Origin of the sequence: Paenibacillus sp. NFR01, assembly GCF_900111565.1 — a bacterium.
In the GTDB taxonomy this organism is placed as follows: Bacteria; Bacillota; Bacilli; order Paenibacillales; family Paenibacillaceae; genus Paenibacillus_AQ.
Genome location: NZ_FOIK01000002.1, coordinates 295,377 through 309,543 on the forward strand (window position 1 = coordinate 295,377; position 14,167 = coordinate 309,543).

14 protein-coding genes are annotated in these 14,167 nt (G+C 52.9%); 4 read left to right on the plus strand and 10 right to left on the minus strand.

Going from position 1 to position 14,167, the window contains the following annotated elements:
- Positions 1–6: 6 nt before the first annotated feature.
- Both BMW84_RS12535 and BMW84_RS12540 read right to left on the minus strand, forming a co-directional pair.
- Complete coding sequence (locus BMW84_RS12535; protein WP_091068823.1) at positions 7–2,130, minus strand: putative bifunctional diguanylate cyclase/phosphodiesterase; 2,124 nt, start codon at positions 2,128–2,130, stop codon at positions 7–9.
- Between the two features lie 168 nt (positions 2,131–2,298).
- Complete coding sequence (locus BMW84_RS12540) at positions 2,299–3,258, minus strand: aldolase catalytic domain-containing protein (protein WP_091068825.1); 960 nt, start codon at positions 3,256–3,258, stop codon at positions 2,299–2,301.
- Between the two features lie 241 nt (positions 3,259–3,499).
- On the opposite strand from BMW84_RS12540, the gene BMW84_RS12545 reads away from it, so the two are divergent.
- The 3 genes from BMW84_RS12545 to BMW84_RS12555 are packed head-to-tail and all read left to right on the plus strand — an operon-like array spanning position 3,500 to position 5,965.
- Positions 3,500–3,742, plus strand: coding sequence for a FeoA family protein (locus tag BMW84_RS12545; protein ID WP_254772971.1), 243 nt, complete (start codon positions 3,500–3,502; stop codon positions 3,740–3,742).
- A complete protein-coding gene (gene feoB, locus BMW84_RS12550) occupies positions 3,739–5,751 on the plus strand; it encodes a ferrous iron transport protein B (RefSeq protein WP_091068827.1) in 2,013 nt (670 codons plus the stop codon). The genes BMW84_RS12545 and feoB overlap by 4 nt, the downstream gene beginning before the upstream one ends.
- 34 nt (positions 5,752–5,785) lie before the next feature.
- Positions 5,786–5,965, plus strand: a complete 180-nt coding sequence (locus tag BMW84_RS12555; protein WP_175498795.1) for a FeoB-associated Cys-rich membrane protein — start codon at positions 5,786–5,788, stop codon at positions 5,963–5,965.
- 160 nt (positions 5,966–6,125) lie between these two features.
- Here BMW84_RS12555 and BMW84_RS12560 read toward each other — a convergent pair whose 3' ends face one another.
- The 4 genes from BMW84_RS12560 to leuB all read right to left on the minus strand — a co-directional run bounded on the left by BMW84_RS12560 (position 6,126) and on the right by leuB (position 10,090).
- Positions 6,126–7,229, minus strand: a complete 1,104-nt coding sequence (locus tag BMW84_RS12560) for an ATP-binding protein (RefSeq protein ID WP_091068829.1) — start codon at positions 7,227–7,229, stop codon at positions 6,126–6,128.
- A gap of 408 nt (positions 7,230–7,637) precedes the next feature.
- Positions 7,638–8,045 carry a hypothetical protein gene (locus BMW84_RS12565; protein WP_091068831.1) on the minus strand — a complete coding sequence of 136 codons (408 nt, stop codon included), beginning with the start codon at positions 8,043–8,045 and terminating at the stop codon, positions 7,638–7,640.
- A 200-nt stretch (positions 8,046–8,245) separates the two neighbouring features.
- Positions 8,246–8,785, minus strand: a complete 540-nt coding sequence (locus tag BMW84_RS12570; RefSeq protein ID WP_091068833.1) for a peroxiredoxin — start codon at positions 8,783–8,785, stop codon at positions 8,246–8,248.
- Positions 8,786–9,007: 222 nt separating this feature from the next.
- Entirely contained in the window at positions 9,008–10,090 is a 1,083-nt protein-coding gene (leuB, locus tag BMW84_RS12575; protein ID WP_091068835.1) for a 3-isopropylmalate dehydrogenase, read from the minus strand.
- Between the two features lie 227 nt (positions 10,091–10,317).
- On the opposite strand from leuB, the gene BMW84_RS12580 reads away from it, so the two are divergent.
- A complete protein-coding gene (locus BMW84_RS12580) occupies positions 10,318–11,298 on the plus strand; it encodes an aldo/keto reductase (protein ID WP_091068837.1) in 981 nt (326 codons plus the stop codon).
- Between the two features lie 79 nt (positions 11,299–11,377).
- Here BMW84_RS12580 and BMW84_RS12585 read toward each other — a convergent pair whose 3' ends face one another.
- The 4 genes from BMW84_RS12585 to BMW84_RS12600 are packed head-to-tail and all read right to left on the minus strand — an operon-like array spanning position 11,378 to position 14,051.
- Positions 11,378–12,466, minus strand: a complete 1,089-nt coding sequence (locus tag BMW84_RS12585) for a DUF4097 family beta strand repeat-containing protein (RefSeq protein ID WP_091068839.1) — start codon at positions 12,464–12,466, stop codon at positions 11,378–11,380.
- A 17-nt stretch (positions 12,467–12,483) separates the two neighbouring features.
- Positions 12,484–12,999 carry a hypothetical protein gene (locus BMW84_RS12590; RefSeq protein ID WP_091068842.1) on the minus strand — a complete coding sequence of 172 codons (516 nt, stop codon included), beginning with the start codon at positions 12,997–12,999 and terminating at the stop codon, positions 12,484–12,486.
- Positions 13,000–13,041: 42 nt separating this feature from the next.
- A complete protein-coding gene (locus BMW84_RS12595) occupies positions 13,042–13,494 on the minus strand; it encodes an anti-sigma factor family protein (RefSeq protein ID WP_175498796.1) in 453 nt (150 codons plus the stop codon).
- Complete coding sequence (locus BMW84_RS12600; RefSeq protein WP_091068847.1) at positions 13,491–14,051, minus strand: RNA polymerase sigma factor; 561 nt, start codon at positions 14,049–14,051, stop codon at positions 13,491–13,493. Before BMW84_RS12600 ends, BMW84_RS12595 begins: the two co-directional genes overlap by 4 nt.
- Positions 14,052–14,167 lie beyond the last annotated feature (116 nt).

Below are 14,167 nucleotides of genomic sequence, written 5' to 3' on the forward strand. Positions count from 1 at the left end.
TGACGGTTATGAGTGCAAGCCCTGCAGCGGCTTCAAAAACGCCGACTCGAATTCAAACGCCTTGACCGGCTTGCTGAACAGATACCCTTGCGCTTCATGGCATTGCTGCTCACGCAGGAAATCCAGCTGCTCCTTGTTCTCCACGCCTTCGGCCGTTACCTTCAGCTTCAAGTGATGGGCCATCGAAGTAATGGTCGATACAATGGCCGCATTGTTGCTGTCCTCCATCACCTCGGAGACAAACGAACGGTCGATCTTAAGCCGGTCGATCGGCATATTCTTGAGATAATGCAATGAGCTGTAGCCTGTACCGAAATCGTCGATGCTGATGAACACGCCGATCCGTTTAAGCCGGTTCAGCTGGTCGAAAGCCGTCTCTTTGTCCAGCGTCATGCTCTCCGTGATCTCCAGATCGACGTACCTCGGATCGAGGCCGATTTCATCCAGAATCGCGGCGATTTTGCCGTCGAGGTTCGGCTGCAGGAACTGCCGCATCGATAAATTGATCGAAACGCAAATCGGCTGGTATCCCGCATCCTGCCATTGCTTGTTCTGAAGTATGGCCGTACGCAGCACCCATTCTCCGATCGGCACGATCAGTCCGCTTTCTTCCGCGACCGGAATAAATTCCACCGGAGACACATTTCCCCGCTTCGGATGGTTCCAGCGCAGGAGCGCCTCCATCCCGACAATTTCTTCGGTTACCAGTTCCACCTGCGGCTGGTACACCAGATAAAACTCGTTGTTCTCCAGTGCGCGCCGCAGATCATTCTCCAGCTTCAGCCGCTCCTTGGCTTTGGTCTGCATCGCCGGAACATACCGGCGGAACTCGACGCCTTGCCCCTTGGCATTATGGACCGCGGTATCGGCATTCTGTATCAATTGCTCCGCCGTATCTCCGTCCCCCGGAAAAATGCTCATGCCAAGGCTGAGCGACAGATGATACTCCCCGGAATCCATACTGACCGGCGTTTCGAACAGCTGCAGCAGATCCACTACCCGGTCATGGCAGCTCTCGATGCTGGTGCGCTGCGTAATCAGGAACCCGAATTCATCGCCGCCCATGCTGTAGAGCCCTTCATTGCCGCGGACGACCCCGGCAATCCGCTGTGCGACCAACGTCAGCATCTGGTCTCCGGCAACGTAGCCGAGCGAGTCGTTGATATTTTTGAAATGATTGATGTTTAGGATAACGAGCGCGGAGTAGCTGTTCCCCGTTTTTTTGACGCCCTGCATCACGATTTCGTCGACCTGCTGCAAAAGACGTCTGCGGTTCGGCAGCCCGGTCAACTCATCGTGGTAGGCCAAATAGTTTATCCGAGCTTCCGCCTGCTGGTTCTCATGATACGGCTCTTCAATTGTCAGACGGTAGATCCCGGTCAGCATTAAATAATAAGCTACTGTAGTGCTCAGCATCCCGAACAGATAATCGGCATCGCCGACGCTGAACAGGTTCATAAAGAAGACCTGTCCAAGCGCGAAAAAGATGAGCGCGCGGATAATGATCAGCAGCGACGCCGACTTTTCCCGTTTTCCCGGATAAACGATAATGCCTACGCTTAGCAAATAAACGAACAGCACCGCCATATCGGCTATATGCTTAACAGTGTCCAGCCAGGCAGTCCCGTTGTCGCCATCAACCAAATAATGCCCGAACATGATCGCCGCAAGTGTCAGTACAATAAGCGGAATGGATACTGCATATACTCTCTTCTTGCCGGATACCGATACCGGCTGATCTTCTCCGCTAAAAATAAACAAAATTCCCAGCGCGCTTGCCAAACGCGAAAACGTCAGCAACCACAGCGACTGGTCCGTTCCGATATAAGTCGAAATCACCGGTATATCCACGAAGCTGAGCGTATGTAAAAAATCGAACAAACACACACCCAGGAATAAGGCCGAGGTATATAATCTGGCTTTGGATAATTTATCGGAGAAAAATAGCCAGCCTTGCGCAAACACGGCAAAACCGAGTGCGATATTACAACAGCCGACTATAAGATACAGCGCCAGCAGCGCGTCCTGATTCTCAATTTGGCCCAGCGTGGTCCGAAAAATTTGAATCAGAAGAAATAGCGCAGCCCCGATGACAGCCGCATGTATGGTTTTTTTCTCTTCTTGTCTCATAAATCCCTCGCGTCAGTAAGTGGTATCAACATTATACGATGAATGCTTTGAATTCTCTGTAATATTTATCGGCAAAAACCTCCAGTAAAGTTACATTCACCGCAAGACATAAGCGAAGAAAAAGCACCACCTCTTCAGAGAAGAGGTCGGTGCTTGTCAATCGGCCGCTCAATTGTTACCGAAGTTGACTTCAGGTGTCGTCAATTTATCATAGAAATCGACGGAATTGTCCTTATCCTCCGAAGCGCGCAGTGCCATCGCCGAACGCGGATGCTCGTCCAGCGTGCCTGTGATCATATAAGGGATGATATAACCCCATTCAACCTTCGCGCGCAGCGGTACCATCAGCTGATCCAGAATCTCCAGCACAGGCCGGAGCGTATATTTCGCATTTTTCAGATGGGTCACCAAAAGTTCCGTCGGGCAATTGCCCGCCGCGCGCCCCATACCGTAGCAGGAAGCATCCAGCAGCTCCACGCCCAGCTCTTCGGCAATCAGCGTGTTGGAGAAAGCGAGCTGCATGTTGTTGTGGGTATGGATGCCGAGCCGTTTGTTCGGTAAATGCGTTTTGAACTTGTCGACCAGATAGCGGATGTCGTTGTGGTCCAAGCTGCCGTAGGAATCAACGATATACACCACGTCCACGACGCTCTCACGGATCATCTCGAACGCTTCCAGCAGTTCGTTCTCCATCACGTTGGACAAAGCCATAATATTCAGCGTCGTCTCATAGCCGCGGTTATGGAACGTCTCCACCAGCTCCAGCGCTTTGTCCACATCCTTAATGTATGTGGCAACACGGATCAGGTCCAGCATGCTCTCTTCGCGCGGTAAAATATCGCTTTCGTCCACGCGGCCGATATCCACCAGCGCCGACAGCTTGGTCGCGCCCTTCTGCGGAATGACCTTGCGCAGGAAATCATCGTTCAAAAAACGCCATGGCCCGGCGCTGTCAGCCCCCTTCAGCAATTTCGGCGAATTTTTATAACCGATTTCCATATATTCAACGCCGGCTTCGTTCAGTCCGGCATAAAGCTTTTGCACGAATTCGATGCTAAAATCCCAGTTGTTGACCAATCCCCCGTCTCGAATGGTGCAGTCGACAATTTTACTGTGGCTCGTTTTCACGTCATGTTCTCCCTTCGAAATTTCCTTTCATTAAATATCCGGAAATCTGGCGTAATGTTCATCATCGTACAATCATACTTTAGTCATGAATATAATGTAAAGAAATTTTCAGAATTATTCCATAGCTAGTTCCTTAAAATTTGATATTATGATATAGATCACAGTTTTGCGTTGAACAAAATGCTACGCTCAAGAAAATAATTGAGATTGATTATCAGTCTCTATATCGGAGGGATTACCCATGGCTTCTTCACACTGCTCCCTGCTGCGCCTGCAACCGGGCTCTGCCGGCTCGATCCTTAGAATTGAAGGAATGAATCCCATTCTGCAGCGGCGCCTGGCTGATCTCGGAGTGTCTGAGGGCGTCATGATCCGTCTGAAAGGCAAAGGCCCGTTTCTCGGACCTGTGACGCTGGAATGCAACGGCCAGCTATTCGCCATCCGACGGAAAGAAGCTTCCCAAATTGAGGTGAACGTATCGTGAGTTCCATTGCCCTTCTTGGCAATCCCAATACAGGTAAAACCTCGCTGTTCAACACGCTGACCTCCTCCTACGAATATGTAGGCAACTGGGCCGGCGTTACGGTCGAGAAAAAAGTCGGCAGCCTTAAGAACGGCGGCGGCAAACTGATCGACTTGCCCGGCATCTACTCGCTGCATCCCGTGTCCCGGGACGAGGGAGTCGCGGCGCAGTATTTAATTGAAGAATCGCCGGAAGCGCTCATCAATATCGTCGACGCCTCACAGCTTGAGCGCAATCTCCTGCTGACGGTGCAACTGCTCGAATATGGCAAGCCAATGCTGCTCGGCCTGAATATGATCGACGTCGCCAAAGCGCGCGGCATTCAGGTCAGACCTGAAGTGCTTGAAGAGCAGCTGGGGATTTCCGTTTTCCCGCTCGTTGCCCGGACAGGCAAAGGCACCGGACAAGTGCTTAGCGTTCTGGCAAAATCATCGGCCATACCTGCAGTCCAGTTCAAAATTAACTACGGGGACATTGCCGAAAATGCAATTGCGGCCATCGAAAAAGAGCTTCGGCATGTAAAGGAATTACCCAACCATCGCTGGGTAGCGCTTCAGCTGATGGAGCAAAACCCGGTTGTGCTCGAACTGCTGAAGAAGCGGATGGATACCGCCCGTCTGCTGACGATATGCGATGCCTGTCAAACCGAGCTGCAGAGCCGCAAGCTTGCCCTGACCCTTCCCCAGTGGATCCGCTCCACACGGATGGATTATATCCGTACCCTCTGCGCGACAGCAATGGATACTTCCCGCCGCAAGCCGCATACGTTGACGGAACAGCTCGATTCCATCCTGACGCATCGCTTCTTCGGACTGCCGCTCTTTATTGTATTTATGTACGTGCTGTTTAAAACGACCTTTGACTGGATTGGGGGTCCGCTATCGGACCTGGTCGACGGCTGGATTTCGGGGCCAATCAGCGACGGAGCCAATACCCTGCTGAACACCATCGGCGCTACCGACTTTACCCATGCCCTGATTGTCGACGGCATTATCGGCGGCGTAGGCGGCGTTATCGTATTCGTGCCGCAAATATTTATCCTGTTCCTGATGATTTCTTTCTTGGAGGATTCCGGTTATATGGCGCGGGTCTGCCTCCTGATGGACAGCACCATGGAACGCATGGGACTAAACGGCAAAGCATTTATTCCGTTTATTATCGGCTTCGGCTGCAACGTGCCGGCCATTATGGCTGCCCGCAGCATTGAACAGCCTAAAGACCGGATGCTCACGACACTTCTGATGCCGCTGATGTCCTGCTCGGCCCGTCTGCCCGTCTATCTGCTGTTTGCTGCCGTCTTTTTCCCGGAACAGCAGGCATTTGCCGTCTTGTCGATGTACGTTCTTGGCGTCGTGTTCGCCCTGCTGCTGTGCAAGCTGTTCTCCAAGCATCTGTTCAAAAACGAAAGCTCCATCTTTATTATCGAGCTGCCGCCTTACCGGATGCCGCAGTTCAAAACCCTCGGCCGCAGCACCTGGGAAAAAGGCAAGGGCTTCCTGCGCAAGGCGGGTACGATCATTCTGGCCGGCTCCGTGATCATTTGGCTGATGTCCTATGCCGGTCCCGGCGGCTTCGGCGTTGAGATGGACGACAGCTTCCTTGCCAAATTCGGCGGGTTGATCGCGCCGCTGCTGCATCCGCTCGGCTTCGGTACCTGGCAGGCCGGATCGACGCTGGTACCGGGCTTTTTGGCCAAAGAGGTGGTGGTGTCCACGATGAACATCATCTACCACGCGCCGGATACCGCCGGGCTTGAGAGCCAGATCGGCCAGATCTTTACGCCGCTTAGCTCGATCAGCTTTATGGTCTTCATTCTGCTCTACATTCCTTGTCTGGCCACCGTCGGGGTAATCAAAAAAGAAACGGCGTCATGGAAGTGGACGTTCTTTGCGATGGGTTACTCGCTGGTACTCGCCTATATTGTCTCCATGATTGTTTTTCAAGGCGGACGTTTGCTCGGTTGGTCCTAAGGACACTATTTCTTCATAGAAAGCGGTGGTCGTCATGATCGTCAATATTCTCATCATCACAGCGGTGTTCGGGTACTCCGGATGGATGATTTACCGGCATATCCAGAAAGGCAAGCAAGGCGCCTGCGCCGGCTGCGACAAAGCCAAAAGCTGCGCTGCGGCATCGCTCGATTCGCCGCTCTCCTGCTGCAGTTCCGAAACCAGCAAAATATAAATCCTCGCGGCTCAGGCCGCGTCATCTTCCCGCCATCTCCCGGTATCCCCGGGGGGTGGCGGTTTTGTTGTGCTAAGCACCGATGCCAAAAAAAGCCGGTCCCCCGTGAGCTTTCACAGAGAATCGGCTTGTCCTTGTAGGATGAAGCTTGCTGTACTTCTTAATGTATAAGCGGCAAGGAGATGACAAAACGCGTGCCCTCATTCACTCTGCTGCTGACGGATATGCAGCCGCCATGGTTGCGGATGATCCGGTCGCTAACCGATAGCCCCAGGCCGGTGCCATGCTCCTTGGTTGTAAAGAACGGGTTAAACAACCTGTCCAGCGTACGGATGTCCATGCCTTTGCCATTGTCGGAGATAAAAATGCGAACCTCGGCGCCTTCCCGCCGCGCACCGATTTCGATTCTGCCGATGTGATCATCCGCCCGCTCGGTGATGGCTTCCATCGCATTGCGGATCATGTTCAGGATAACCTGCTTCATTTGCTTGATGTCTCCGGAAATAATCATATCGCCCTGAAGGGGATGAAGATAGATCTCGCAGCCCTTCATCAAGGCTTCGCTCTCGGTGAGCAGGACAACTTCTTTAAGCAGTGCAGAAATTTGGATCACGCTGACTTGCGGAACGGAAGGCTTGGAAGAGGTCAGGAATTCATGAATGATGTCATTCGCCCGGTCGATTTCGGCGAGGATAATTTTGGCATACTCCTCTTTGCCGAGCTGGTGCAGATGGGGGTGCAGAAGTTGGATGAACCCGCGGATCGCTGTCAGCGGATTGCGGATTTCATGGGCGATGGACGCGGAAAGCTTGCCGAGCATGGCAAGGTTATCATTCTGATAAGCCGTTTGCTCGATCAGTTTATAATCGGATATTTCCTTGACTGTGAACAGATAATTGCCTTTCATCTGCTCGCCGCAGCATAAAGTAACCTGCCAGTAACGACCGTATTCGTCTGCAAATTCGAAGGTTCGTTTGCCTTTGACAATCATCTCACGGTAGCTTCGCAGCATCTGCTTCTTCTTGAAGCGGCTTAACTTCATCATAGACAGAATATTAGCCATCGTGCAGCCAATCAGGGAATGGCGGCTTAGCTCCAAAAGGGCATACATTTGTTTATTTACAAAAGTAAGGATTCCTTCGTCATCAAACAGCATTATTCCGCTGTCAATGTGCTCCAGTACATCCACATATGTAGTATCCATTGAACCGGCTTGAAACATCCTTGCAGGCAACAGCAAGCTTTCCTGGTATTGGCTGATCACGATACGATGTTCCCCCTTTACAGCAATTGGCGAAGACGCGAAGCGACATCAAAATGCTTATGTATCTGAGTATATGACGAAGCCGCCAGAACATTCGGAAATCGTTTCATATTATCCAACCGTTTCAACTATATTCCAATCATATCCAAGAGAAGAAGACAACGCAATCGGAGAAACTGTCGAATCATAAAAATATTTCTAAAATCATTCTTAAGACACAGTTACTATTATAAGCGTTTACATCTATGGTAGCAAAATCAAACCCGCACCTTAAAATAGGGGTCGGACTGCAAGACTACACCGTCATTGGCGGGGCCGCAAATTCTTCTAACGCAGAAAAAGCCTTCGCACTGCGAAGGCTTTAACCAATTCCATATGCATCTGCAGGCTTATCCGCCCGCAGGTAATTTACGCTTTTTGCTGCAGCCGAAGGCGGCGCTGACTCATGACGGCCAGCCGTTTCTTCAGCTCCCGTTCCCACTTAGCGTCCCCGATCTGTTTGGCTACCGACAGTAGATCAAGCGACATGTCGATTTGGCTGCGCACAATGGCTAGCGGGTCTTCGCTTTCCAGATTGACAACATTCTCGAAGATCGACTCCTCGTCTTCCATCACGTAATCCTGAAAGTCCACATCGGTTACTCCATCGCCATGAGCATATTCCGCCAAGATCTCATATTCGTTTTCGACCTTGTAATGTACCTCCACCCGGTGGCACACCGGGCAAAACAGCAGGGGAACATTGTGAACCTGCGTACGATAATGTTTAAGGGTTCCTTTTGTTCCAACCATACTCGCTCCACAGCAAAAGCTCATATTGTTCACCCTCCTTGGCGTATCTGACTCATTTCGTATATTGTATTACAAGTAACCAACGGAGATTCCTCCGCCCGGCGCCCTTTCTTAAAGCATTGTCCAAACCGGCCGATTTGTCCAAAAAACCCCCTTGGCGGAAATTGTTCCGCAAGGAGGTTTTCGATTGACTATCAAAGAACGCGACTAAACGAAGCGCGATCTTACAGGTTTTTGTCGCCCGGCTTCCAGTTCATGGCGCACAGACCGCCGGATTGCAGAGCTTGCAGAACGCGAAGCGTTTCTTCCACGCTGCGGCCCACGTCGTTGTGGTTAACCACTTCGTATTTCAGTTCGCCGTCCGGATCGATGATGAACAGGCCGCGAAGCGCTACGCCTTCTTCTTCGATCAGAACGCCGTAGTCGCTGGCTACCTGCTTCGTGATGTCGGAAGCGAGCGGGAAGTTGACCGGACCCAGTCCGTTCATGTCTTTCGGATTGTTAATCCATGCTTTATGGCTGTGTACGGAGTCAATGCTTACACCGAGAATTTCCGTGTCCAGCGCTGCAAAATCAGCAGCTGCTTCGCTAAGCGCCGTGATTTCTGTTGGACATACAAAGGTAAAGTCAAGCGGATAGAAGAAGAATACAAGCCATTTGCCGCGATAGTCGGACAGGCTGACCTTGCCAAATTCTTTACCGTCGCCCGATACAGTTTCCATCGTGAAATCCGGGGCTTGTTTACCTACCAAACGTTCTGCCATTGCTTAAATCCTCCTTTAGATATGTAAGAAAAACATTAGATTATGCTTTTCTTGATTATGAATGAGGTATAACGTGCTTGCTATAGACCAAATGGTATCATCGAACAATATCAAAGTCAATATAACAGTAATTACTTTTTTATAATAATTATAATTAAGTAATTTTTTGTGACGTTTGTCTCATTTCTGATTCAAAGAGGGCTTGGCAGGTTTCGGTTAAGCTTATGCCTTGCGGATCGCCGCAACGATCAGATCACCCATTTCCGTAGTGCTGATCGCCTTGCTCTTGTCGACGGCAATGTCGCCTGTGCGGTGGCCTGCATCCAAGACTTCGGCAACGGCGGCTTCAATAGCGGCGGCAGCGTCTTCGTACCCGAAGGTCAGGCGGAACATCAGCGCCAGCGACAGAATCGTCGCAATCGGATTCGCCAAGCCTTGGCCGGCGATGTCCGGCGCAGAGCCGTGCACCGGCTCGTACAAGCCGTAGCTGCCTTCACCGAGCGAAGCGGAGGCAAGCATACCGATAGAACCGGTCAGCATAGCCGCTTCATCGCTCAGGATGTCGCCGAACATATTTTCCGTAACGATAACGTCAAAGCTGGACGGGCGGCGAAGCAGCTGCATCGCGCAGTTGTCGACGAGCACATGCTCCAGTTCCACGTTCGGATATTCCGGAGCGATCCGGTTGACCACTTCACGCCACAAGCGGGAAGTCTCAAGGACGTTGGCTTTATCCACACTGGCCAGCTTACCGCGGCGTTTGCCGGCAATTTCGAAAGCCTGGCGCACGATGCGCTCTACTTCGGTAACATTGTATACGCAAGTATCGACGGCTTCCTCGCCCTGCTCGCCTTGGCGGCGCAGCTTGTCGCCGAAATAGATACCGCCGGTAAGCTCGCGCACCACCATCAGGTCGGTGCCTTCCAGCACTTCCGGCTTCAGCGTGGACGCGTCTTTCAGGCAGTCGAATACGACCGCCGGGCGCAGGTTGGAGAACAGTCCCAGCGCTTTGCGGATGCCGAGCAATCCGGTTTCCGGCCGCAATTCCTTCGGATTGCTGTCCCATTTCGGTCCGCCAACCGCACCGAGCAGTACGGCATCGGCGTTTTTGCAGATGTCCAGCGTCTCCGCTGGCAGCGGCGTGCCTTTTTCGTCGATGGCGATGCCTCCGAACAGGGCATGTTCGGTTTCAAAAGCGTACCCGAAGACCTCTTCCGTTCTCTTCAATACTTTTTCTGCTTCGGCCACGACTTCCGGTCCGATTCCGTCTCCGGCGATGACGGCGATTTTTTTCACGTTGCTCATTAGAGTCACTCCTTCAATTGTCCTGCGGCAGCGCAGGCATAGTTCTTCTGTATACTGTTGTATCACAAACAGGTAGGGCAGGACAAAGATATAGAATCTATTGTGTTCATAGGCGGCGCCTATAAGAGTATTCCTCCCCATTTGCTCTCGGGCCAAGCGTTGATTTACAATTAAAATGCTGTATAAGGCTTGTCTGAAATCCAACCTTATTCAAGGAGTGATGGAACGTGAAGTATGCAAGCTTGGGAAAATCGGGAATGAAGGTCAGCCGTTTGTGTCTGGGGACAATGAACTTCGGGCCGATTACCGATGAAAAAGAAGCCTTCCGCATCATGGACGCCGCGCTGGACGCCGGCATCAATTTTTTTGACACGGCCAATGTATACGGTTGGGGCGAAAATTCCGGCCTCACTGAAACGATTATCGGCCGCTGGTTTCAGCAAGGCGGAGGCCGGCGCGAGAAGGTTGTGCTCGCCACCAAAGTCTACGGCGCAATGAGCGACAAACTGGATGGCCCGAACGACGAAGGCGGACTTTCTTCTTATATTATACGCCGCCATCTGGAAGGATCGCTGCGACGCCTGCAAACCGACCACATTGAGCTGTACCAGATGCACCATATCGACCGCAATGTATCCTGGGACGAGCTGTGGGGTGCCTTCGAGCATGCTGTCGCCCAAGGTAAAATCGGCTATGTCGGCTCCAGCAATTTTGCCGGCTGGGATATCGCTGTGGCCCAGATGGAAGCTAAAAACCGCGGTTTCCTCGGCCTTGTCTCCGAGCAGCATAAATACAGCCTGACCTGCCGGCTGCCGGAGCTTGAAGTGCTGCCGGCTTCGCAAAGCCTGGGCCTCGGCGTCATTCCATGGAGTCCGCTCGACGGCGGGCTGCTTGGCCGCAACGCCCTGATGAAGATCGAGGGCAGCCGCAGCGGCGGCAATGCGGAGCGGATCGAGCAGCACCGCAGCCAGCTCGAAGCATTTGCCGAGCTGAGCCGGGAACTGGGCGAACCGCAGGACAACATTGCGCTGGCCTGGCTGCTTGCCAATCCGGCCGTTACCGCCCCGATTATCGGACCGCGCACGCTGGAGCAGTTCGAAAGCGCTTTGCGCAGCGTGGAGCTGTCGCTGGACGAATCGGTCATGCAGCGCCTGGACGAAATCTTCCCGGGACCGGGCGGAGCTGCGCCTAAGGCGTATGCCTGGTAATTATGAGCAAGCCCTGAAACGTTAAAGCTCTCCTTCCCGCAGATATCCTGCAGGAAGGAGAGCTTTTTTAATGTGAAGGTTACGGAGTTGTGTTTACGTTCACCGAACCGTTGCTGGTCGAGAGCGAAACCTGGTATTGTCCGGCGCCCAGCGTAGCCGTTCCGTGGCTGCCGCCGTCCTTGCTCCAGTTCACATTTCCTTTGAGGGAACCGTTGCTCGTATCCGCCGTTATGCGGGCATTGGCGTCCGCCGGCAGGCTCACCTCGATTTTACCGTTGCTGGAGGAGCATTTCCAATTGCCGGTGACCGGCGAGGCCAGCGTAATTTTGCCGTTGCTGCTCTTGGCCGAAACTTCGCCGTCAATGTCCGTCAGATTGAGCGCCCCGTTGGAGCTGACCAGCTCGGCGCCGCCGGCAATATTTTTCACGGTCAGCGAACCGTTGCTGGTATGGGCATCGAGGCCGCCGGCAATATCATGGATATCCATGGCTCCGTTGCTCGTATGGACTTCCAGTCCCGCAGCCAGATCCGAGGCGTCGATCGAGCCGTCGCTGGTGTCCACCTCGACCGCAAGGTTGCGGGGAACGTTGACATTCAGATAAGGGGCCTTCAGATTGAAGCCGATATGGATGCCGGACAGAACGCCGGATTCTCCTTTCAGCTCCAGGATCAGGGTGTTGCCGGAAGTCTCCACGTTCCAGTGATCTTCCAGCGCTTGGGTAGCCGCATCCAAGTCTTTGCCGGGCTGCTCCAGCTTGCCTTCGTAGCTTATGACATTGCCGTCGGTTCCGTTCAGCTGAACTTTGCCGTTTGGAATCATGATTTTGACGTTGGTCACGCCCGCTTCCACGTTCACGTCATCCTCAACCGGAACCAGCTGCGTCGGTCCAAACAATCCCCCAAGCCCATTCGATGCCAGCGACTGCCCGCCGCTTGCAAGAATAAGTACAATGACCAGCACGATAGACCAGCCGCTGACCTTTGTTTTGGTCTCCGATTTAACCGAGAGCCGCAGCAGCATCTCGATGCCGATAAAAATCAGCAGCGCCGGCCAAATATATCCCAGCACATCATACGATACGATGTCGAATTGGGCCAGCACGATCATCACGCCCACCGCAATACAGCCCAGTGCTGCGGTAAAACTGCCGATTTTCCATCTCCCCATGTTCACGTCCCCATTTCTTATACTCTAGAGTTTTTCTTAAGCATCATATACCCGTAGCCGATCAGGCCCAGCGCCAGCAGAATCGAACCGATGTTCATATCGGAGAGGATTCTCCATAACCACGGGAATACAGTGATCACCATCAGCAGAACCCCTGCGGCAACGCAGCCGATCCCCATCCACACCGGATTAATATCCTCTTCCGGCAGCACCGGATACCCCGGATAACCGGGAGGCGGCGTAAAGCCCATCGACCAAGGGGCACCGTAACCGTCGGGCTGATACATCATGCGTTCGTGCTCGGCATGGACCATCTTCATCCAATTCACCTTTTGCAGTGCATCAAATAATTGATAGAACCACAGCGCAGCCAGCGCGAAGGAAAATTCGGGACTGCTGGAGGAGATGAAGATAATACAGATCGAGGCCCCGGCCATAAATTCCAGGCCTTTCTTTTTGTACCCCAAATACATATGCCCCACGCCCGGAATCATTGCCAGGAAAAACGTGAGCCAGCGGCGTTTCTTGATCATCGCGTTTCGCTCCTTTATTTTTATCTTTCATATCGATTAAATTTATTTCGATTGGCTGGACGGACTGAACCATGAGCTTACCGAAGCGGACATATGCCCGTTGAACTCGCTGATGCCGAACGCCAAGTCTTTAAATACGCCGAATTGCAGCAGCACGAAAGTCAGGCAGACCGCAAGCCCGTAATGCATCCATGAAGCTCCGGCAGCCGTACGGCTTCTGGCTTCTGTCTTGGGTGCGCTGCGCGCACGGCGCCCGGCTTCGATCTTATCGATTTCGGCCATAATCCCGCCGTACAGATCGGGAATCTCCAGCGGCTCCGCTCCGCCGTCCTGTCCGGCTTCGTTCCAGATCGCTTCCAGGGCTTGGGCTTCTGCCAGCCAGGCGGCGCAATCCTCGCAGGTTGCCAGATGCAGGCGCATGTTATGCTCCGCTTCTTTGGGCAGCGCTTGGTCCAAATAATGCGGCATCCATTCTTTTACCTTGACGCAATTCATCGCCATTCCCCCCCGCTTTTGCGCATTATCTGTCTGGCACGGTACAGCTGAGACTCCACTGTTTTAACCGAGATCCCTTTCTGGTCGGCGATCTCCTGATAGGACTGGCTATGAAAATAGTACAGCTGCACGACCGACCGGTACGGTTCCGTGAGGCTATTCAAATGTTCATCCAGCTCCTGCGAAGATTCCTTGCGGATCGCTTCTTGCTCAGGCGTCTGGGCGGTCACCCAATCGTTCTCGGAATAATCCGCGCTGCTCCGGTGCTTCCACTCCCGGTCGTTGGCCCGTTTCCAGTCCAGACAGGTGCGGTAAGCGATCCGGTACAGCCACGTCGAAAACGAGGCTTGCCCTTTGAAGGAAGGGAGCGCCTTATAGGCTTTGATAAAAACCTCCTGGGTCATATCCTTGGCCGATTCGGCTTCTCCCGTAATTTTGTAACAAACCCGGTATACCATGCCTTGATATCGCTTGACCAAGTGCCCGAAGGCCTGATGCTCGCCCCCCAGTACGGCCGATATCCATGCTGCCTCTTCCAGTGCTCTCCCCTCCTTCATAACAATACGTTAGACGCCGGCCTCGGCCGGTCCCCTGCAAGAAAAATAAAATGTTTTGGCACACGCGCCAAACCGCTCCTTGTAAATCATCCACAGCGATCATACCGTTGCCGCTC